General features: G+C 68.8%; 20 protein-coding genes. 16 read left to right on the forward strand and 4 right to left on the reverse strand.

Features of this window, described 5'->3' with window-relative positions; translation table 11 throughout:
* Positions 1-6: 6 nt before the first annotated feature.
* Positions 7-621 carry an RdgB/HAM1 family non-canonical purine NTP pyrophosphatase gene (gene rdgB / locus ERL55_RS03525; RefSeq protein ID WP_129135197.1) on the reverse strand — a complete coding sequence of 205 codons (615 nt, stop codon included), beginning with the start codon at positions 619-621 and terminating at the stop codon, positions 7-9.
* Positions 618-1349 (reverse strand): ribonuclease PH, encoded by a 732-nt coding sequence (rph, locus tag ERL55_RS03530; protein WP_129135198.1) that lies wholly within the window; start codon positions 1347-1349, stop codon positions 618-620. Before rph ends, rdgB begins: the two co-directional genes overlap by 4 nt.
* Positions 1350-1459: 110 nt before the next feature.
* Here rph and ERL55_RS03535 point away from each other — a divergent pair, with 110 nt between their 5' ends.
* The 10 genes from ERL55_RS03535 (at position 1460) to ERL55_RS03580 (ending at position 11768) form a co-directional block, all read left to right on the forward strand.
* On the forward strand, positions 1460-2320 hold the full coding sequence (locus tag ERL55_RS03535; RefSeq protein WP_129135199.1) for a YicC/YloC family endoribonuclease: 861 nt from the start codon (positions 1460-1462) through the stop codon (positions 2318-2320).
* Between the two features lie 63 nt (positions 2321-2383).
* Positions 2384-3016 (forward strand): guanylate kinase, encoded by a 633-nt coding sequence (gmk, locus tag ERL55_RS03540; protein WP_129135200.1) that lies wholly within the window; start codon positions 2384-2386, stop codon positions 3014-3016.
* A gap of 102 nt (positions 3017-3118) precedes the next feature.
* The gene (gene rpoZ, locus ERL55_RS03545) at positions 3119-3421 is read left to right on the forward strand and encodes a DNA-directed RNA polymerase subunit omega (protein ID WP_100323664.1); all 303 of its coding nucleotides are present in this window, start codon (positions 3119-3121) and stop codon (positions 3419-3421) included.
* Between the two features lie 163 nt (positions 3422-3584).
* A complete protein-coding gene (locus tag ERL55_RS03550; protein WP_129137185.1) occupies positions 3585-5744 on the forward strand; it encodes a bifunctional (p)ppGpp synthetase/guanosine-3',5'-bis(diphosphate) 3'-pyrophosphohydrolase in 2160 nt (719 codons plus the stop codon).
* A 67-nt stretch (positions 5745-5811) separates the two neighbouring features.
* Complete coding sequence (locus tag ERL55_RS03555) at positions 5812-6204, forward strand: RidA family protein (RefSeq protein WP_129135201.1); 393 nt, start codon at positions 5812-5814, stop codon at positions 6202-6204.
* Positions 6205-6216: 12 nt separating this feature from the next.
* Positions 6217-8307: an ATP-dependent DNA helicase RecG gene (recG, locus tag ERL55_RS03560; RefSeq protein WP_129135202.1), complete on the forward strand. Its 2091-nt coding sequence runs from the start codon at positions 6217-6219 to the stop codon at positions 8305-8307.
* A gap of 35 nt (positions 8308-8342) precedes the next feature.
* Complete coding sequence (locus ERL55_RS03565) at positions 8343-9278, forward strand: nucleoside hydrolase (protein WP_129135203.1); 936 nt, start codon at positions 8343-8345, stop codon at positions 9276-9278.
* 74 nt (positions 9279-9352) lie between these two features.
* Complete coding sequence (locus tag ERL55_RS03570) at positions 9353-9601, forward strand: type B 50S ribosomal protein L31 (protein WP_129135204.1); 249 nt, start codon at positions 9353-9355, stop codon at positions 9599-9601.
* A 258-nt stretch (positions 9602-9859) separates the two neighbouring features.
* A complete protein-coding gene (locus ERL55_RS03575; RefSeq protein ID WP_129135205.1) occupies positions 9860-11149 on the forward strand; it encodes a citrate synthase in 1290 nt (429 codons plus the stop codon).
* A 7-nt stretch (positions 11150-11156) separates the two neighbouring features.
* Positions 11157-11768 carry a hypothetical protein gene (locus ERL55_RS03580; RefSeq protein WP_129135206.1) on the forward strand — a complete coding sequence of 204 codons (612 nt, stop codon included), beginning with the start codon at positions 11157-11159 and terminating at the stop codon, positions 11766-11768.
* On the opposite strand, the gene ERL55_RS03585 is transcribed toward ERL55_RS03580, so the two are convergent.
* Positions 11741-12397 carry a hypothetical protein gene (locus tag ERL55_RS03585; RefSeq protein ID WP_129135207.1) on the reverse strand — a complete coding sequence of 219 codons (657 nt, stop codon included), beginning with the start codon at positions 12395-12397 and terminating at the stop codon, positions 11741-11743. The two genes, ERL55_RS03580 and ERL55_RS03585, sit on opposite strands and share 28 nt — an antisense overlap.
* Positions 12398-12466: 69 nt before the next feature.
* Positions 12467-14971, reverse strand: coding sequence for a penicillin-binding protein 1A (locus ERL55_RS03590; protein WP_129135208.1), 2505 nt, complete (start codon positions 14969-14971; stop codon positions 12467-12469).
* A 254-nt stretch (positions 14972-15225) separates the two neighbouring features.
* Between ERL55_RS03590 and ERL55_RS03595 the strand changes: the two genes are divergently transcribed.
* From ERL55_RS03595 to ERL55_RS03620, 6 genes are all read left to right on the forward strand, one after another.
* Positions 15226-16284, forward strand: a complete 1059-nt coding sequence (locus ERL55_RS03595) for a pilus assembly protein PilM (protein ID WP_129135209.1) — start codon at positions 15226-15228, stop codon at positions 16282-16284.
* Complete coding sequence (locus ERL55_RS03600) at positions 16284-16925, forward strand: PilN domain-containing protein (RefSeq protein ID WP_129135210.1); 642 nt, start codon at positions 16284-16286, stop codon at positions 16923-16925. Before ERL55_RS03595 ends, ERL55_RS03600 begins: the two co-directional genes overlap by 1 nt.
* 14 nt (positions 16926-16939) lie before the next feature.
* Positions 16940-17590 carry a type 4a pilus biogenesis protein PilO gene (gene pilO, locus ERL55_RS03605; protein WP_129137186.1) on the forward strand — a complete coding sequence of 217 codons (651 nt, stop codon included), beginning with the start codon at positions 16940-16942 and terminating at the stop codon, positions 17588-17590.
* Entirely contained in the window at positions 17590-18132 is a 543-nt protein-coding gene (locus tag ERL55_RS03610) for a pilus assembly protein PilP (protein WP_164972110.1), read from the forward strand. The genes pilO and ERL55_RS03610 overlap by 1 nt, the downstream gene beginning before the upstream one ends.
* A 13-nt stretch (positions 18133-18145) precedes the next feature.
* Complete coding sequence (pilQ, locus tag ERL55_RS03615) at positions 18146-20152, forward strand: type IV pilus secretin PilQ (protein WP_129135211.1); 2007 nt, start codon at positions 18146-18148, stop codon at positions 20150-20152.
* Between the two features lie 128 nt (positions 20153-20280).
* Positions 20281-21276 carry a MoxR family ATPase gene (locus ERL55_RS03620; protein ID WP_129135212.1) on the forward strand — a complete coding sequence of 332 codons (996 nt, stop codon included), beginning with the start codon at positions 20281-20283 and terminating at the stop codon, positions 21274-21276.
* The last annotated feature ends 47 nt before the right edge of the window (positions 21277-21323 follow it).

Consider the following 21323-nt stretch of genomic DNA (forward strand, 5'->3'; position numbering starts at 1 on the left):
CCTGCGTCAGGCTTCGGGCAGCGCGCTGGCGATCCGCTCGCGCAACACGGCCAGCGCGCGGCCGCGATGGCTGATCCGGTTCTTGATCCCGGGTGCGAGTTCCGCGGCGCTCAGGCCGCTTGCGGGGTCGAGAAACAACGGGTCGTAGCCGAAACCGTGGTCGCCGCGCGGAGCGTCGAGGACCCGGCCTTCCCAGATGCCCTCGGCGATCAGCGGCTGCGGGTCGTCGCCGTGGCGCACCAGCACCAGCACGCAGTAGAAGCGCGCCGTGCGCGCGTGGGCGGGCACGTCGCGCAGCGCTTCGAGGAGCTTTGCATTGTTGGCCGCCGCGTCACCGTGCGCACCGGCGTAGCGTGCCGAGTACAGGCCGGGTGCGCCGTCGAGTGCATCGACGCACAGGCCGGAATCGTCGCCGAGTGCCGGCAGCCCGCTGGTGCGCGCCGCATGTCGCGCCTTGAGCAGCGCGTTCTCGACGAAGCTGAGCCCGGTCTCCTCGATGTCGTCGACGCCGTGGTCGGCCTGCGCCGAAAGCGCGAACCCGGCATCGCCCAGCAGTACCTGCAACTCGGCGAGCTTGCCGCGGTTGCCGCTGGCCAGCACCAGCCGCCGGGGTGTGCTCATTGCGCCAGCGCTTGCTGCTGCAACGCGAACAGTTCGCGGATGCCGGTCTCGGCGAGGCCGAGCAGGGCGTCGAGCTCGTCCCGGCGGAAGGCATGGCCTTCGGCGGTGCCCTGCAGCTCGATGAAGCCGCCGCCATCGTTCATCACCACGTTCATGTCGGTGTCGCAGGCGCTGTCCTCGGCGTAGTCGAGGTCGAGCACAGGCACGCCGCGGTAGATGCCGACCGAGACCGCGGCCACCGCGCCGACGACCGGGTCGCGGCTGATCTCGCGGCGCTTCTGCAACCAGCGCACGGCGTCGACCAGCGCCACGTAGGCCCCGGTGATCGCCGCGGTGCGGGTGCCGCCATCGGCCTGCAGCACGTCGCAGTCGAGGGTGATCGTGCGCTCGCCCAGCGCCGCGCGGTTCACGCAGGCGCGCAGGGTGCGGCCGATCAGGCGCTGGATCTCCAGCGTGCGCCCGCCCTGCTTGCCGCGCGCGGCCTCGCGGTCGTTACGGGTGTTGGTGGCACGCGGCAGCATTCCGTATTCCGCGGTCACCCAGCCCTCGCCCTTGCCGCGCAGGAAGCCCGGCACGCGGTTCTCCACGCTGGCGGTGCACAGCACGCGGGTCTCGCCGAACGACACCAGCACCGAACCTTCCGCATGCCGGGTGAAGCCACGCTCGATCCGGACGTCGCGCAGCTGCGTGGGAAGTCGGCCGCTGGGGCGGGTGACGGTATCGGTCATGGGCTGCTCGCGGCGGTGCGGGCGCGGCAGTCTATCAGGGGCGGTGCCGGCGCCCTGGCCGCGCGCGGGCCTGCCCTATACTGCACGCCCGCAGCCGACCCGCCGACCGCATGATCCGCAGCATGACCGCCTTCGCCGCCGGCGAGCGCACGACCCCCTGGGGCACGCTCGGTTGCGAGCTGCGCGCGGTCAACCACCGCTACCTCGAGGTCGGCACCCGGCTGCCCGACGAGCTGCGCGCGCTGGAGCCGCTGTTGCGCGAGCGGGTCGCGGCGCGCCTGTCGCGCGGCAAGGTGGATCTCGCGCTGCGCCTGCGCAACGGCGAGGCCGCCGGCCAGCTTGAACTCAACGAAGCGGTGCTCGACCAGCTGGCGACGCTCGCGGCGTCCTTGCAGTCGCGCTTCCCCGGTCTCAACACCGGCCTGGCCGAACTGCTGCAGGTGCCCGGCGTACTGCAGGCACGCGCGGTGGATGCCGATGCGATGCAGGCCGCGGCGCTGTCGCTGCTGGATGCGGTGCTCGACGACTTCGTCGCCGCGCGCGAACGCGAGGGTGCGAAGCTGCAGGCGGCGATCGCCGAGCGCGTGGATGGCATCGAGCGCATCGCCGGCGAGGTGCGCACGCTGGTGCCTGCGATCCGCGACGGCCAGCGCGTCCGCTTGGAAACCCGCCTGGCGGACCTGCCGCAGCCGCTCGATCCCGGTCGCCTCGAGCAGGAACTGGTGATGGCCCTGCAGAAACTCGATGTCGACGAGGAGCTGGACCGTCTCGACAGCCACGTCGACGAGATCCGCCGGGTGCTGGCCCAGCGCGAACCGGTCGGCCGGCGCCTGGACTTCCTGCTGCAGGAATTCAACCGCGAGGCCAACACGCTGGGCTCGAAGTCGGTGGACCGACGTACCTCGCAGGCCGCGGTCGAGCTGAAGGTGCTGATCGACCAGATCCGCGAGCAGGTGCAGAACATTGAGTAGGCACAGCCGGCCGCCGGTCCCGTCCACGCCTCGCACCATCCGGCGGCGATGGAGCCGCGCCTGATGCGGGGCACGCTGTTCATCGTGGCCGCGCCCTCGGGTGCCGGGAAGTCCAGCCTGGTCAACGCCTGCCTTGCGCGCGACACGGCCATCCGCCTGTCGATCTCGTTCACCTCGCGCCCGCCGCGCCCGGGTGAACGGCATGCCGAGCACTACCACTTCATCGACGCAGCCGGGTTCGAGGCGATGATCGAGGCCGGTGAGTTCTTCGAGTGCGCGCGCGTGCATGGCGACTGGAAGGGCACCGCGCGGCAGTCTGTGGAGCCGCAGCTGGCTGCCGGCCACGACGTGCTGCTGGAGATCGACTGGCAGGGCGCGCGCCAGGTCCGTGAAAAGGTGCCGGAGGCGGTGAGCGTGTTCATCCTGCCGCCATCGCGAGAAGCGCTCGAACAACGGATGCGCAAGCGCGGCCAGGACAGCGACGAGGTGATTGCCCGGCGGCTGGCCGCCGCGCGCGAGGAGATGTCGCATTTCCACGAGTTCGATTACGTGGTGGTCAACGAGGACTTCGACGCCGCGGTGGACGAGCTCTGCGCGGTCTTCACCGCCAGCCGGTTGCGTCGCGCGCAGCAGGCACAGCGCCACCACGGCCTGATCGAGGCGCTGCTGGCGGAAAGCACACCCGCAAGTGACTGATTCGCAAAGAGCGCGCTTGCGCTGGTGCGTTCGCCGACCGTACAATCCGCGGTCCTGTCACCCCCATTGAACGAGCGGCCCGCGCGGTCGCCGGGAGCCCCCATGGCGCGCATTACCGTCGAAGACTGCCTGCAGGTGGTCGACAACCGTTTCGAACTGGTCATGATGGCCGCCAAGCGCGCGCGCCAGCTGGCCAACGGCGTCGAGTCGCAGCTGGACAACCGCGAGAACGACGACAAGCCGACGGTGCTCGCCCTGCGCGAGATCGCCGCGCGTCGCATCGACAACGACTACATCGAGGCCGTCGACAAGGCCGAGCGCGAGCGCAAGGAGCGCGAGGCGCTGGAATGGGCCGCCGCCGAAGTGGTGGCCGACGAGGATCTCGCCAAGGGCGACGATCTCTGATCATGGCCGTCCGGTAACGCCGGACCCACTGGTCGACCGGGACGGCTCCGCGAAAGCGGGGCCGTTCGCGTTCTGGCGTCCTGTCGCGATCATCGGATCCCGCGCGTGCGCGATGTGCCGAGGCTTCCCCATTTACCGGCTTTTCGCCTAGGCTTCCTCGATGATGTCCCCGGTTTCCAGCCACGCTGCCCCGGTCGCGGTGCCGCCAGACGACGCCGTTCCGGAATACATGCGCGTGCTCGAACGCGCGGTGCCGTATCTCGATGCCGCCCAGCGGCAGGTGCTGCGTCGCGCCTGGGCCGTCGGCGCGCAGGCGCACGAGGGCCAGTTCCGCAAGTCCGGCGAACCCTACATCACCCATCCGGTCGCGGTTGCGGTGGTGCTGGCCGAGCAGAACGTCGACCTGGAAACCCTGGTCGCGGCGATCCTGCACGACACCATCGAGGACACCCCGCTGACCCGCGCCGAGCTTGCCGAGGAATTCGGCGAGCAGGTGGCCGAACTCGTCGATGGCGTCACCAAGCTCGACAAACTTCAATTCAGCAACCGCCAGGAGGCGGCTGCCGAGAGCTTCCGCAAGATGATGCTGGCGATGGCGCGCGACCTGCGCGTCATCCTGATCAAGCTTGCCGATCGCCTGCACAACATGCGCACGCTGGGCGCGCAGTCGACGGCCGCGCGCGAGCGCATCGCCCGCGAGACGCTCGAGGTGTACGCGCCCATCGCCCAGCGCCTGGGCATGAACCTGATCAAGTCGGAGCTGCAGGACCTGGGCTTCAGCGCGCTGCATCCGATGCGCCATTCGGTGCTGCGCAAGCGCATCAACGCACAGCCGCTGGTGCGCCGCGAGGCGCTGTCGACGATCGAGGCGCAGCTGGCGCAGCGCCTGGCCAACGAAGGTCTCGAGTACCGGCTGGTGAGCCGGGTGAAGTCGCCCTGGAGCATCTACAACAAGATGCAGGGTGAGGGAAAGACCTTCGACCAGGTGATGGACGTGTTCGGCTTCCGCGTGATCGTGCGCTCGGTCGCCGACTGCTACCACGCGCTCGGCGTGGCGCATTCGGTCTACAAGCCACTCGACGGCCGCTTCCGCGACTTCATCGCGATCCCCAAGGCCAACGGTTACCAGTCGCTGCACACGGTGCTGTTCGGGCCCTACGGTTCGCCGATCGAGGTGCAGATCCGCACCGAGGAGATGGACCTCATCGCCGAGCGCGGTATCGCCGCGCACTGGGCGTACAAGCATGGCGGCGCACCCACCAGCGCACAGACCCGCGCGCACTCGTGGATCGCCAACCTGCTGGAATCCCAGCGCGCCACCGGTTCATCGCTGGAGTTCCTCGAGAACGTCAAGGTCGACCTGTTCCCTGACGAGGTCTACCTGTTCACCCCGAAGGGCGACATCCTCTCGCTGCCGCGCAATGCCACAGCGCTGGACTTTGCGTATGCGGTGCACACCGACGTCGGCAACCACGCGGTCGCCGCACGTGTCGACCGCAAGCTGGTGCCGCTGCGCACCAAGCTCGTCAGCGGCCAGCAGACCGAGATCATCACCGCGCGCTCGGCGCTGCCCAAGCCGCAGTGGCTGGAATTCGTGGTCACCAGCAAGGCGCGCACCGCGATCCGCCAGCAGCTCAAGCAGCTCGAACACGAGGATGCGGTGCAGCTCGGCCATCGCATGCTCGACCGTGCGCTGGAGGATCTCGGCAGTTCGCTCGAGCGCGTGCCGCAGGCGCGGCTGGAAGCGTACCTGGGCGAGTCGCGCCACCCGCGGCTGGAGGCGCTGCTGGCCGATATCGCGCTGGGCAACCGGATGCCGTCGCAGGTCGCGCATGCGCTGGCGCAGTCGGGCGGGCAGGGTGGCCGCGACGGTGCGCGCCACTTCGAGAAGATCCTGATCACCGGCAGCGAGCGCGGGGTGATCACCTTTGCCAACTGCTGCATGCCCATTCCCGGCGACGAGATCATGGGCTACCACACCGCCGGCAAGGGCATCGTGGTGCACCGCATCGAGTGCCCGAACATCACCGACTACCGCAAGTCGCCCGAGCGCTGGGTCGACATCGGCTGGGACCGCGAGGTTTCGGGGGACTTCAGCGTGGCCCTGCGCATCGAGGTGGCGAACCGCCCCGGCGTGCTCGCCCAGGTGGCGGCGGCGGTGGCGCAGGTGGATTCCAACATCGATGGCGTGGAATACCTGGAACGCGACAGCAACGTCGCGGCGATCCGCTTCTCGATCGAGGTGCGCGGGCGCAAGCACCTGGCCGACGTGATCCGCAGGATCCGCAGGCTCAACGTGGTGCACGGGGTGCAGCGACTCTAGCCGGGTGCCTGGCGGCCGCGGCGCGGGCGGCGGTTAGAATCCGCTGTCACCTTTCGTGGAAGACACCATGCCCCGCATCCCCGTCAGCACCGAGCACGCTCCCGCCGCCATCGGCCCCTATTCGCAGGCCACGCGCGCCGGCGACACCGTGTTCGTGTCCGGGCAGATTCCGCTCGATCCGGCCACCGGCAATCTGGTCGACGGCGGCATCGAGGCGCAGGCACGCCAGGCGTTCGCCAACCTGCGCGCGGTGTGCGCGGCGGCCGGCGGCGGCCTCGATGATGTCGTGCGCGTCGGGCTGTACCTGACCGACCTCGGCGACTTCGCCGCCGTCAACGCGGTGATGGCCGAGGTGTTCGCGGCGCCGTATCCCGCCCGTTCGACGATCGAGGTCTCCGCGCTGCCCAAGGATGCGGCCTTCGAGGTCGATGCGATCCTGGTGCTGCGCCAGGCCACCTGACCGGTTTTCAACGTGCCCGCAGCACACGAGGCCGACCCCGCGCACATCCCGCTGACCGTGCTCGCCGGGGTCGGCGCACGCACCGCGGAGAAGCTCGCGGCGCGCGGCATCGTGACCCTGCAGGACCTGTGGCTGCACCTGCCGCGCCAGTACGAGGACCGCACCCGGCTGACGCCGATCGCCCAGCTGCAGGCCGGGGTGCCGGCGCAGGTCGAGGGCGTGGTCGAGGCGGTCGAGCGGGGTTTCCGTTATCGCCCGCTGCTGCGCGTGGCGCTCGGCGACGGCTCGCGCGCCACCCTGGTGTTGCGGTTCTTCCATTTCCGCGCCGCCCAGGTCGCGCAATTCGCGGTCGGCACGCGTGTGCGCGCCTACGGCACCCCGCGGCCGGGCCAGCACGGGTTGGAGATCGTGCATCCGAGCTACCGGGTGATCGATAACGGCGAGGCCGGCGTGCTCGATGCGGACCTCGAGCCGGTGTATCCGCAGGTCGAGGGCGTGGGGCCGGCGGTGCTGCGCAAACTGATCCGCCAGGCGCTGGAGCGCCTGCCGCCTGACGCGGTGCTCGAACTGCTGCCGGCCACCCTGCGCGGCAGCGTGCCGGGCCTGCGCGATGCATTGCTGACCGTGCACCGGCCGCCGCGCGATACCGACCTCGCCGCACTGTCGGCCGGCACCCATCCGGCGCAGCAACGCCTGGCGATCGAGGAACTGCTGGCCCACCATCTCAGCCTGCGACGCCAGCGCATCGCGCTGCAGCGCCATGGCGCGCCGGTATGCGATGGCCGCGGCGAGCTCGTCGAACGCCTGCTTGCAACACTGCCATTCGCGCTGACCGGTGCGCAGGAACGCGTGTTCGCACGGATCCGCGACGACCTGCGCCGTCCGCGGCCGATGTTGCGGCTGGTGCAGGGTGACGTCGGTTCCGGCAAGACGGTCGTCGCGGCCCTTGCCGCGCTGCAGGCCATCGAGGCCGGCACCCAGGCCGCGCTGGCCGCACCCACCGAACTGCTGGCCGAACAGCACTACGTCAGCCTGCGTGGCTGGCTGCAGCCGCTCGGCATCGAAGTGGCATGGCTGGCCGGCAAGGTGACCGGACGGGCACGGTCGCGCGCGCTGGAGGCAATCGCCGATGGCCGCGCCCAGCTCGTCGTCGGCACCCATGCGCTGATGCAGGAAGGCGTGAGCTTCCATCGCCTCGGCCTTGCGATCGTCGACGAACAGCACCGCTTCGGCGTGCACCAGAGGCTTGCCCTGCGCGACAAGGGCGGCGATGGCGGACTGGTGCCGCACCAGCTGGTGATGACCGCCACGCCGATCCCGCGCACGCTGGCGATGTCGGCCTACGCGGACCTCGACGTGTCGGCGATCGACGAGCTGCCGCCCGGCCGCACGCCGGTGCAGACCGTGGTGCTGAGCGGTGAGCGCCGACCGGAACTGGTGCAACGCATCCGTGCCGCCTGTTCCGAAGGGCGGCAGGCGTACTGGGTGTGCACGTTGATCGACGACAGTGACGAGGTGGTGGCGCAGGCCGCGCAGAGCACGTTCGAGGCCCTGCGCGATGCGCTGCCGGGAATCGAGGTCGGGCTGGTGCACGGGCGGATGAAGCCTGCGGAGAAGCAGGCGGTCATGCGCGCCTTCAAGGAAGGTGCGCTCGGCCTGCTGGTGGCGACCACGGTGATCGAGGTCGGCGTGGACGTGCCCAACGCATCGCTGATGATCGTCGAGAACGCCGAGCGGCTGGGCCTGGCGCAGCTCCACCAGCTGCGCGGGCGGGTGGGGCGCGGCGCCGCCGCGTCGACCTGCGTGCTGCTGTACCAGCCGCCATTGTCGATGCTGGCGCGGCAACGGCTGGCGACCATGCGCGAGACCAGCGACGGCTTCGTGATTGCCGAGCGTGACCTGGAGCTGCGTGGGCCGGGCGAGCTGCTCGGCACCCGCCAGACCGGCATCGCGGGGTTCCGGGTCGCCGACCTCGTGCGCGATGCGGCGCTGCTGCCGCAGGTGCATGCCATCGCCGAGCATCTGCAGGCGGCCGCGCCCACGCTTGCCGACCGCCTGGTCGAACGCTGGATCGGTGGTGCCTCGCGCTATGCGTCGGCATGACGTGCAGTGCATCCGCTTGCGGTGATAATCCGCCGATGGACGAACGTACCCCCCTGCTGATCGATACCGATCCCGGCGTCGACGACGCCCTGGCCCTGCTGATGGCCTTCAACGCCCCCGACCATCATGTGGTCGGGCTCACCGTGACCGCCGGCAACGTCGGCCTGCAGCACACGACAGCCAATGCGCTGAAGCTGGTCGAGGTGTGCGGCCTCGACGTGCCGGTGTTCGCCGGCGCCGACGCCCCGTTGCTGCACCCCGCACGCGATGCCGGCTATGTGCACGGCCGCGACGGCTTTGGCGACACCGCCTACGCACCGGCGACCCGCCAGCCCGAAGGCGAACACGCCGCGCTCGCGATCCTGCGCCTGTCGCATGCCTACGCCGGACGCCTGCTGCTGGTCGCGCTGGGCCCGCTGACCAATATCGCGCTGGCCCTCAAGCTGGACCCGACGCTGCCGCAGCGGGTCGGGCGCTTCGTGGTGATGGGAGGCGCGGTCAGTGCGCACGGCAACATCACGCCGGCGGCCGAATTCAATATCGCGTTCGACCCGGAAGCCGCGCACCTGGTGTTCGCGGCGTTCCCGCGCTTCGAACTGGTGGACTGGGAGGCCACGGTGGCACACGGGTTCGCCCACTCCGAGGCGGAGCAGTGGCTGGCCTGCGGGTCGGCGCGGGCAACGTTCTACGAAGGCATTTCCCGGCAGACGCGGCTGTGGTCGGAGGATCGCCGCGGTGACCTTTGGCACGCGGCCGATGCGCTCGCGATGGCCTGCGCGCTGCGCCCTGACCACGTGCTCGAGTGGGCGGAGCGGCCGGTGGCCGTCGAGCTTGCCGGGGGGCTCACCCGTGGCGTCACCGTGGTGGACTGGCAGCGCCAGGAGGGCGGGGTCGACAACGCCCGCATCATGCTGCGCTACGACCCACCCGCGTTCCAGGCGATGATGCGCGACGCGCTGGCCGTCGGCTGAAGACCGCGGAAGGATTGCACGCGCCCGCGAGGGCGCATACAATGGGCGGCTTCCAGCTATTCCGGTGTGCCGCCATGAAGGCCGACATCCATCCCGATTACCGCGACGTCGTGTTCCAGGACGTGACGTCCGATTTCCGCATTCTGACCCGTTCCACCATGGCCGCCACCTCCAAGGAGACGGTCAAGTGGGAAGACGGCAACGAGTATCCGCTGATCAAGGTCGAGGTCTCCTCGGCCTCGCACCCGTTCTACACGGGTCAGAACAAGATCATGGATACCAGCGGCCGCGTCGACAAGTTCCGCAAGCGCTACGCCAAGTAACGCGGCGGCCCGCTACGGCGGGCGACAGCGCAGGAGCCTTCGCGCTCCCGCAACGCTGATCCAGGTTTTCCCGACGGCTGCCCTCGAGGCGGCCGTTGGCGTTTGTGCGCATGTGACCATGCGACCAATGTCCGGCCCGTCCCTACGTACGGGTATGCGATAATCGCCAGCCCCGTGGCCTCGCCGCGGTTCCCCTGCATCACGTGCCGCGACGCCGCGCCCTGCCGCGTCTGGCCACGACCCTGAAAGGAGTGCGCTGTGTCGGAATTTGACCAGGTCACGCTGAGCGCCGGCGACAAGTCGGTGACCCTGCCGGTGCTCACCGGCACCCTCGGCAATCCCTGCATCGATATCTCGAAGCTGCCCAAGGAAACCGGCTGCTTCACCTACGACTCGGGCTTCACCGCGACCGCCTCGTGCAAGTCCGCGATCACCTACATCGACGGCGACAACGGCGTGCTCCTGTATCGCGGTTACCCGATCGAGCAGCTCGCCGAGAAGTCGAGCTTCCTCGAAGTCGCGTACCTGCTGATGAACGGCGAGCTGCCGACGGCCGACGAGTTCTCGCGCTTCGAGCACGAGGTCACGCATCACACGATGATGCACGAGTCGCTGAAGAACTTCTTCCACGGCTTCCGCCACGACGCGCACCCGATGGCGATGCTGTCGAGCTCGGTGGCGGCGATGTCGGCTTTCTATCACGACACCCTCGACCTCAACGATCCCGAGCAGCGCCGCCTGGCCGCCATCCGCCTGCTGGCGAAGATGCCGACGCTGGCCGCCGCTGCGTATCGCTACTCGATCGGCTGGCCGGTGCGCTACCCGCGCAACAACCTCGATTACGTCAGCCGCTTCCTGCACATGATGTTCGAGGTGCCGAGCGAGCCGCTGGAACTGAACCCGGTCGTCGCCAAGGCGCTGGACCTGTTGCTGATCCTGCATGCCGACCACGAGCAGAATGCCTCGACCTCGACGGTGCGCCTGGTCGGCTCGACCGGTGCGAACCCGTACGCATCGGTTGCCGCGGGCATCACCGCGCTGTGGGGCCCCGCGCATGGCGGCGCCAACGAGGCGGTGCTGAAGATGCTCGAGGAGATCGGTTCTCCCGACAACGTCGACAGTGCGATCGCGAAGGCCAAGGACAGGAACTCGGGCTTCCGCCTGATGGGCTTCGGCCACCGCGTCTACAAGAACTTCGATCCGCGCGCGAAGATCATCCGCGAGATGACGCACAAGGTTCTGGAAGAACTCGACATCGACGATCCGTTGCTGGAGATCGCGATGAAGCTCGAGGAGGCGGCGCTGAAGGACGAGTACTTCGTGCAGCGCAAGCTGTATCCGAACGTCGACTTCTACAGCGGCATCATCTACAAGGCGCTGAAGATCCCGACCGAGATGTTCACCGTCATGTTCGCCATCGGCCGCACCGCGGGCTGGGTGGCGCACTGGCTGGAGCAGCAGGTGGATCCGGAAGCGAAGATCGGCCGTCCGCGGCAGATCTATACCGGTTCCGACGTCCGCGACTATGTGGCGGCGGACCAGCGCTGACCGGGTGATGTCCGGCGCCCGCGCCGATGCGACGAAGCCGCGGCAGGTCCGCGGCTTCGTGCTTTTCAAATGGGCGATCTATTCGCTGCTGGCGGCCAATGTGGCGCTGTATGCGGCATCGGGCACGTCGACGGAGACGGTCGACACCGCCGCCTGGGTGCTGTTGCTGCTGCTGTTCGAATGGGAGACCGGCGACTGGCGGTTGCCGTTCTGGTCGCGTCCGCTGGTGCGGCTGCTGCGTGCCCTGGCCGGGCTGGCGGTGGTGTGGGCCTGCATCGACTACGGCCTCGATGGCGAGCGACTGGACTTCGCCAACGCCTGCACCTGGCTTGCCGTCGTGCTGGCGCTGGAACTGGAGCTGCGTATCCCCACGGGGCGGGAGTATCTCCACCGCATGCGGCGCGCGCTGGCATGGTGTCTGTACGTGGCGCTTGCCGCTTTCGCACTCGCCTGGTGGTTCCAGGCCGCCGCCGGCGTGGATGAGGCCTGGCTCGACGCGTGGGACGCCAGCCTGTGGCTTGCCGCGTTCGTGGCCATCGAACTCAATGTGTTCGGGCTGGCCGGCCCGACTGTGGCGGGTGCCGCGGCCTTTCAACGCGGTGGCGCGGAGCCGTCGTAGCCGGCGATCTCGTCCTCGGCCAGCAGCTGCCCGAGCTGGGCCAGCGATGCGCGCCGCATCGGCCGCTCGTCGACGCCCGACAACGGCGCCTGGCGCAACGCCAGCGGCGACAGCACCGTCAGGTCGAAGCCCACGCCGTCGACGCTGAAGATCCACAGCGGCACCACTTCGCTGCGCTCGCGGTCCATGCGCATGCGCCGGGTGCGCCCCTCCGCGGGGATGCCGTGCTCGTCGAGATAGCGGGTGACCGCGTCCGGATCGTCGGCGAACAGCTGCAGCTGCACCGGCGAGTTCTGGTCCGCGGTGCCCTCGAGTACCGGGCCCACCAGGCGCGGCTGGAACGGGGCGAAGAACTCCAGCGCCTTCCGCGCCGCTTCGCGACGTTCGCGCAACGCCGTGGCCTGGTCGTCGGCCTGGAACAGGCGCTGGTACTCGCGCAGCGCGGCCTCGATCTCGTGGTTGCGGGGCAGGGCTGCCTCGTCATCGATGCCCAGCCGCTGCGCGGCCTTGAGCTTCGCCTGGTGGTAGTCGCGGATGCCGCTCTCGGCCATCAGCCGCGCCGCCTCATGGGCGAGACGATGGCGCCACTCGCGGGTGCGGGTCTCGGCACGCTGCCGTGCGCGGTGCATGGGCGACTCCCGGGTCCGGGGCGGCCCACTCTAAGGGATGGGCGGGTGAAGAGCCCAGCATTGCCGGGCTCAGAAGATGTCGAAGGCCTCTTCGCCCGGCATGGTGTCCTCGTAGGAGTCGTAGACATCGGCGGCCATGCGTTCGAGGTCCTCGTTCTTGATGTACTCCAGCAGGCCACCGGTACCCCCCGGGATCAGCCGGCCGCTGGCGCTGACCGCCACCTGGGTCATGCCGGCGGGCGGCAGGTTGGGGGCGATCGACTGGCCCTCGAGTGCCACGCGCATGTAGTCGATCCAGATCGGCAGCGCGGACCTCCCGCCGTACTCGCGGTATCCCAGCGAACGGTTGTCGTCGCGGCCGACCCACACCGTGGTCACCAGGTCCCCGCCGAAGCCGGCGAACCATGCGTCGCGGTGTTCGTTCGTGGAGCCCGTCTTGCCGCCGATATCCTCGCGTTCGAGCACCTTCGCCGCGGTTCCGGTGCCGCGCGTGACCACGTCGCGCATCATCGAGACCAGCTGGTAGGCGACGCGTTCGTCGATCGCGCGTGGGGCGACCGGGGCATTCGGGTCGCGCGGTTGCGCGGGTGCGGCGACCGGTGTGTCGGCATCCGCGTCGTTGCCGGCCGTGGCCGGGGCCTGGCCGGGCCCCAGATTGAAGCCGTCGACGACGTAGGTGGTCGCACTGGTGTCCGGGCGGCCGTCGGCACCGCATCCGCGGCAGGCCAGCGCTGGCGCTTCCTTGAAGACCACGTTGCCGTCGCGATCGCGGACCTCGTCGATGAACCACGGGGTGACGCGCGAGCCGCCATTGGCGAATGCCGCGTAGCCGCGGGTGATCTCCATGATCGTCAGCGACGGCGTGCCCAGCGAGATCGACAGGTTGGGCGGCAGTTCGGACTCGTCGAAACCGAAATGGCTGATGTAGCGGCGTGCGTAGTCGACGCCGATGGTGTCGAGCAGGCGCACCGACACCAGATTGCGCGAACGCACCAGCGCCTCGCGCAGGCGCATCGGGCCGGCGAACTTGCCGTCGTCGTTCTGCGGGCGCCATTCCTGGCCACGGCGCATGCGGAACACCACCGGCGCATCGGGCACCACCGAGGCGGGGTTGAAGCCACGTTCGAATGCCGCCGCATAGATGAAGGGCTTGAAGCTCGACCCGGGCTGGCGCCGCGCCTGGGTGGCGCGGTTGAACTTCTGGCCCGCGAAGCTGAAACCACCGACCAGCGCACGCAGCGCGCCGCTCTCGTATTCCATCGACACCAGCGCGGCCTGGGCGCGCGGGATCTGCGCCAGCTGCCAGCTGATGGCCGGCGGCGGCGCGTCCTCGCCTTCGCGTGCGGGCTTGGACGCGGTCTCGATGCGGCGCACACGGATCATGTCGCCGCGCGAGACCAGCGCCGACGGCGCGCGATTGGTCCAGCGGCTGGATGCCGCATCCAGGCTCAGCGTGGTGCCATCGGCCAGCACCGCATCCACGGTACCGCCACCACTGCGCAAGACCACTGCCGGCAGCAACCCGGCCTGTGCCGGAACGCCGCGCAGGCGGCCAGCAGCGGCCGCTGCATCCTCGTCGTCGGCCAGCTCGAACTGCTGTTCCGGCTTCGAGAACCCGTGCCGGCGGTCGTAGGTCAGCAGCCCATCGCGCAGCGAACGGTCAGCCGCCAGCTGCGCGTCTGGATCGATGGTGGTGGTGACGTGGTAGCCGCGCGTCAGCACGTCGCCGCCGTAGCGGGCGATCATCTCCTGACGCACCATTTCGGCCACGTAGGGCGCGTAGACCTCGACCGGCCGCTCGTGCGGGCGCGCATGCATCTCCGCCGCCTGCGCCAGGCGCTCGTCGGTTTCGGCGATGAAACCCAGTTCGCGCATGCGCTGCAGCACGTAGTCACGGCGGATGCGCGCGCGCTCCGGATTGGTGACCGGGTTGCCGCTGGACGGGAACTTCGGGATCGAGGCCAGCGTTGCCACCTCGTCCAGCGTCAGCGCATCCAGGGTCTTGCCGTAGTAGAACTCGGCCGCGGCGGCGATGCCGTAGGCGCGGTTGCCGAAGAAGCTCTTGTTGAGATACAGCTGGAAGATCTCGTCCTTGCTGAGCTCGCGCTCCATCTTGATCGCCAGCAACATCTCGGCGAGCTTGCGCGTATAGCTGTATTCCGAGCTCAGGAAGAACTGCCGCGCCACCTGCTGGGTGATGGTTGAGCCGCCCGGCACCCGCTGGTCGTCGGTGGTGGCCAGCAGCCAGATCGCGCGCCCGACGCCGCGGTAGTCCACGCCGTGGTGTTCGTAGAAGCGGTTGTCCTCGATCGCGATGAAGGCCTGCTTGATGCGCTCGGGCACCTCCTCGATCCGCACCGGATACCGGCGGGTCTCGCCGAACAGCGCCATCAGGCTGCCGTCGCTGGCATAGACATACAGCGGTTCCTGCATCTCCACGTCGCGCAGGGTCTGCACATCCGGCAGCCGCGCGGAGACGACGAAGTACAGGGTGGCTACGGCAAGGACGCCAAGGACGATGGCTGCCGAAGCGGCAATCAGCGTCCAGCGCAGCAGGCGGCGGAATCGGGACATCGACGGGTTCCTGCGAAGAGCGTAGCCTTGAGTCAGGGCGCGGAGTATAGAGGTTTGGCCGGAGCGGCCCGTGCGTCACGCGGCAATGGCCCGCCTGACGTGGTCCGGCAGGGGAGCCGGGCAGGAAGCACGCCGGAAGCGGGTACTGCGGCACGGTCCCGCGGTTCGCGTGTTGCCAAGGGGTGAAAAGTCCGTTATTTAATGCGCCGGGGCACGTAGCGCAGCCAAGCGCCCGTGGCATAAGGGGAAATCCTGTGGGGCTCATCACAAAAAATCAGTCGCCACTCGTGGGCGTCGATATCAGTTCGACTGCGGTCAAGCTGCTGCAGCTGTCGCGCTCGGGAGAGCGCTACCGGGTCGAGCACTATGCGGTCGAGCCATTGCCGCCCAACGCGGTGGTGGAGAAGAACATCGTCGAGGTCGAGGCGGTGGGCGATGCCATCCGCCGCGCGATGTCGCGCTCGGGTTCGAAGGCGAAGCATGCCGCGGCGGCCGTGGCCGGTTCGGCGGTGATCACCAAGACGATCCCGATGCCCGCCGAGCTCGACGAGGACGAGATGGAATCGGCCGTCGAGCTGGAGGCCATCAACTACATCCCGTACCCCATCGACGAAGTGAACCTCGACTTCGAGGTGCTCGGGCCGGTGCCCGGCAATCCCGAGATGGTCAACGTGCTGCTGGCGGCCTCGCGTTCGGAGAACGTGGAGATGCGTGCCTCGGCGCTGGAGCTGGGCGGCCTCACCGCCAAGGTGATGGACGTCGAGGCATTCGCGATCGAGAACGCCTACGCGCTGCTGGCGGGAGGCCTCAACGCCGCGCACGACGGCATCGTCGCGCTGGTCGATGTCGGCGCGACGATGACCACCCTCAACATCCTGCGCGGCGGGCGCAGCCTCTACACCCGCGAGCAGGTCTTCGGTGGCAAGCAGCTCACCGACGAGGTGATGCGCCGTTACGGCCTCAGCTACGAGGAAGCGGGCCTGGCCAAGCGCCAGGGCGGCCTGCCCGAGAGCTACGAGATCGAGGTGCTGGAACCCTTCAAGGAAGCGCTGGTGCAGCAGATCAGCCGCCTGCTGCAGTTCTTCTATGCCGGCAGCGAGTTCAACCGCGTCGACCACGTGGTGCTGGCCGGCGGCTGCGCGTCGATCGGCGGGGTGCCGGAGATGGTCGAGGAGCAGCTGGGCGTGCAGACCGTTGTCGCCAACCCGCTGGCGCAGATGACGCTGGGTCCGCGCGTGCAGGCGCATGCGCTGGCCCAGGACGCCCCCGCGCTGATGATCGCCTGTGGCCTGGCCCTGAGGAGCTTCGACTGATGGCGCGGATCAACCTGCTGCCCTGGCGCGCCGAACGCCGCAAGCAGCGTCAGAAGGAGTTCGGCGTCATGCTCGGCCTGGCCGCACTGGCCGGTGTCGTGCTGTGGTTCCTGGTGAACATGTATTACAACGCGCAGATCGAGGGTCAGCAGGCGCGCAATGCCTACCTTGACCAGCAGATCGCGCAGGTCGAGCAGAAGATCACCGAGATCGACGAACTCGACCGCCAGAAGGCCCGCCTGCTGGCACGCAAGGAAGTCATCGAGAAGCTGCAGGCCAGCCGCTCGCAGATGGTGCACCTGTTCGACTCGCTGGTGCGCACGATCCCGGACGGCGTGATGCTGACCTCGCTCAAGCAGGAGGGCGAGCGCCTGACCCTGGAAGGTCGTTCGCAGTCCAACGCACGCGTCAGTACCTACATGCGCAACCTCGAAAGCTCGGGCTGGATGACCCGTCCGGAGCTGTCGATCATCGAGGCGCGTCCCGCAGAGGGTGGCGTGTCGAATACCGGCCTGCCGTATGCCTTCACCCTGGTGGTGACGCTGGCCAATCCCAGTGCGCGTGACGACGACGCCGACGGCATCGATACCGAAGCCGCCCCGGCCGATGCCGCCGCCCCGACCGCAGGAGCCGCCCCGTGAGCCAGAAGCGCAAGATGTCGCTCAAGGAACTGGACTTCAACAACACCGGGTCCTGGCCGCGCGAGTACAAGATCGGGTTCTGCATCCTGATGGGCCTGCTGATCTTCGGCCTGCTGTGGTGGCTGGTGATCCGCGACAAGCGCGCCGAGCTGCAGACACTGGAAGGCCAGGAGGTCACCAAGCGCGAGGAGTTCGCCCTCAAGCAGGGTCGTGCTGCCAACCTCGAGCCGCTCAAGCTGCAGCTCGCGCAGATGGAACAGCAGCTGCAGCAGATGCTGCGCCAGCTGCCCAGCCGCACCGAGATGCCCGACCTCATCGTCGACATCTCGCAGACCGCGCTGGCCACCGGCATCCAGAACGACCTGTTCCAGCCCGGTCCGGAGTCGCCGCAGGAGTTCTACGCGGAGAAGCCGATCGCGCTGCGCATGCAGGGCAGCTACCACCAGTTCGGTGCCTTCGTCAGCGGCGTGGCTTCGCTGCCGCGCGTGGTGATCATGACCATGCACGACATCTCGCTGAGGCCGCGCGATGGCACCGCCATCCGCCCGGGCGGGCAGCTGGAGCTGGCGGGCACGGTCAAGACCTATCGCTACCTCGACGAGGAAGAAACCGCCGCGCAGGAATCGACTGCCGCCGCGGCAGCGAACGCTGGGGGGAGCCGCTGATGCGCAAGCCGTTGACTACTGCCGGACGCGCATTCGTGTTCGCCGCCGTTGCCATGTCGCTGGCTGCGTGCGGCCGCGACATCACCAGTTCGCCGGGCGATGCGCCCAATCTCGAGGAATGGGTCGCCGACGTGCAGGCGCGCCCGGCACCGCCGCTGGATCCTCTGCCGGTGATGCAGCAGTTCGAGACCTTCGAATACGCCGCGCAGGGCCTGCGCGATCCCTTCAGCGATGCCTTCACCTCGGACAGCGGGGGCAGCGGGCCGCGGCCGGATTCCAACCGCCGCAAGCAGCCGCTCGAGGAATTCCCGCTCGACAGCATCGACATGGTCGGCACGATCGGTCGCGGCAGCGGGCTGGTGGCACTGTTGATGGCACCGGACAAGGTGACCCACCGGGTCCGCGCAGGGGACTACGTGGGCCAGAACGATGGCCGCGTGACTTCGGTTGCCGAAGATCGCGTGGAACTGGTGGAACTTGTGCCGGATGGCGCGGGCGGCTGGCTGGAGCGGCCGGCTTCGATTGCGCTCAATGACAATTGAAAGGGGATTCAAGATGATCGTGAGTAAAGCGCAAGCTCCGCGTCCGGCGCGCAGCATCCCGTTCGGCGTGGTGACCGGCCTCGTGGCCGGCCTGCTTGCCGCCACCGCGGGCGTCCACGCCGCACAGCCGGTGTCGTACGCGGTTCCGCTGCTGGCCCAGTCCGGGCTCCCGGCCGCGGCCGACCCGGCCCGCCAGCTGCCCGGTGCGGTCGGCGTCTCCAAGATCGACTTCAAGCGCGGAGAAGGCGGCTCCGGCAAGCTGATCCTGAGCTTCGACGGCGAGGGCGCCGCGCCGGACATGCGCGCGCAGGGCAACAGCATCGTCGTCGACGTCGGCAACAGCACGCTGCCGCCGGCGCTGCAGCGTCCGCTCAACGTCTCCGACTTCGCCACCCCGGTGCAGCGCATCGATGCGGTGCAGAGCGGCACCGGCACCCGCATCGTGCTCAGTGCACAGGGTGACTTCGAGCCGATGGCCTACCAGACCGGCCGCGACTTCATCGTCGAGCTGGTGCCGCGCGCGGCCGCACCGCAGCGTGCGGTCGGCGGCACCGCGCTGGCCACCGGCGCACAGTCGTCGACCACCAGCGTCCTCGCCGAGGACGCGCCGCGCGCCTACAGCGGGCAGGCGGTGACCTTCAATTTCCAGGACATCCCGGTCCGTACCGTGCTGCAGATGATCGCCGAGGAATCGGGGCTCAACATCGTGGCGTCGGACAGCGTGCAGGGTAACGTCACCCTGCGCCTGATCCAGGTGCCGTGGGACCAGGCGCTCGACATCGTCCTGCAGGCCCGCCAGCTCGACAAGCGCCGCAACGGCAACGTCGTGTGGGTCGCTCCGCAGTCCGAGATCGCCGCGTTCGAGCAGGCCCGCGAGGACGCGCGCCTGGCGATCGAGGATCGCGCCGAGATGGTCACCGAGTACATCCCGATCAGCTACGGCAATGCCGAGGACATCGCCAAGCTGCTGACCGAGGAGAGCAAGACCGGTGCCGGTGGTGGTTCGGCCGGCGGTGGCGGTGGCACGCAGACCAGCCGCGGCTTCCTGTCGTCGCGAGGCAGCCTGAGCTTCGACCGTCGCACCAACACCCTGCTGGCAATCGATATCCCGGCCCGGGTGCAGGAGCTCAAGCGCATCGTCGCTGCGCTCGACAAGCCGGTGGACCAGGTGGTGATCGAGGCACGCATCGTGATCGCCAACGAATCGTTCGCCCGTGACATTGGTGCGCGCTTCGGCATCAACAATCACGGACTGATCGGCGGGCGCGCGATCACTTCGGGTTCGCTCGACAGCAACGTGAACTACCAGAACTCCTTCGCGGAGTACCAGCAGGCGGCGCAGAACGCGCGCGCGCAGAATCCGACCAATCCCAACCCGCCCGTCGACGCCGACCTGCCGTCCCACCTGTTTCCCTCCGGCCTGAACTTCGCCCGCGCAGCCCCTTCCGGTGCCGGCGCACTGGCCCTGACCATCCTTGGCAACACGATTGACTGGAACGTCGAGATCTCGGCGCTGCAGCAGGAAGGTCGTGGTGAGGTGATCTCCAACCCGCGCATCATCACCAGCAACCAGCGCGAGGCGGTGATCAGCCAGGGCCAGGAGATCGGCTATCTGACCGTGACCGGCGGACAGAGCAACAACGTGCCGACCGTCGAGTTCAAGGACGTGCTGCTGGAGCTGCGGGTCACCCCGACCATCACCAACGATGGCCGCGTGTTCCTCGCAATGGACATCAAGAAGGACGAGATCAGCGGCTACACCGACGTCGGCGCCTTCGGTTCGATCCCGAACCTCAACAAGCGCACGATCACCACCGCCGTGCTGGTCGACGACGGCCAGACGGTGTCGATCGGCGGTGTGTACGAGTTCCGCGACCGCAACGACCTGTCGAAGATTCCGTTCCTTGGCGACCTGCCGATCGTCGGCAACCTGTTCAAGAACCGCAGCCGTTCGAAGGAAAAGGCGGAACTGCTGATCTTCGTGACGCCCAAGGTCATCCGCGTGGCACAGCGCACCTGATCTGGCGGGACGATGCGTTACACGACGGGGCCTTCGGGCCCCGTCGTCGTTCAGGGCGGGCTTGAATCCCCGCCGGCGTCATGGGGCACACTGGACGCCCGCCGCATGCGCTGCCGACACGCCGCCCCATGGATTCACAGGCTGTTTCCGATATCCCCCGCCTCCACGATGCCTTCCGGGCGCTGCGCGATGACCTGTCCGCGGAGATCGTCGGACAGTCGGCGCTGATCGAGCGGTTGCTGATCGCGCTGCTGGCCGATGGCCATCTGCTGGTCGAAGGCGCACCGGGGCTGGCCAAGACCAGCGCCATCCGCGCACTGGCCGCGCGTCTGGAGGCCGACTTCGCCCGCGTGCAGTTCACTCCCGACCTGCTGCCTGCCGATCTCACCGGCACCGAGGTCTGGCGCGCGCAGGACGGCCGCTTCGAGTTCCAGCCCGGGCCGATCTTCCACCCGCTGCTGCTGGCCGACGAGATCAACCGCGCGCCTGCGAAGGTGCAGTCGGCGCTGCTGGAGGCGATGGGCGAACGCCAGGTCACCGTCGGGCGCGAGACCTATCCGCTGCCGGCGCTGTTCCTGGTGATGGCCACGCAGAATCCGATCGAGCAGGAGGGCACCTTCGCCCTGCCCGAGGCGCAGCTCGATCGCTTCCTGATGTATGTGCGCATCGGCTATCCCGATGTCGACAGCGAAACCGAGATCCTGCGGCTGGCGCGCGAACGGGCGCGGCAGACCCTGCGAGAACCGGCATCCGCGCCTGCGCGGATGCCGATCGGCGACGTGTTCGATGCGCGTTCCGCAGTGCTCGACCTGCACCTGGCACCGCAACTCGAGCGCTATCTCGTCGAGCTGGTGCTGGCATCGCGCGATGCAGGCCGGTACGACGACGCACTTGCGCGTCGCATCGCCTGGGGCGCCAGCCCACGGGGCTCGATCGCACTGGAGCGCTGCGCGCGGGCGCGGGCGTGGCTGGCCGGTCGCGATTACGTGACGCCCGAGGACGTGCGCGCGGTGGCACCGGACGTGCTGCGTCATCGCGTGCTTCCGAGTTACGAGGCGACGGCCGAAGGCTGGGATGGCGACCGCCTGGTCGCCGAGCTGATCGAGCGGGTGCCGCTGCCGTGATCGCGCCGGGCCTGTCGCGGATCGGCCGGGTCGACGTGGAGCAGACG

The sequence above is a fragment of the Luteimonas sp. YGD11-2 genome, assembly GCF_004118975.1.
Taxonomy (GTDB): Bacteria; Pseudomonadota; Gammaproteobacteria; order Xanthomonadales; family Xanthomonadaceae; genus Luteimonas; species Luteimonas muca.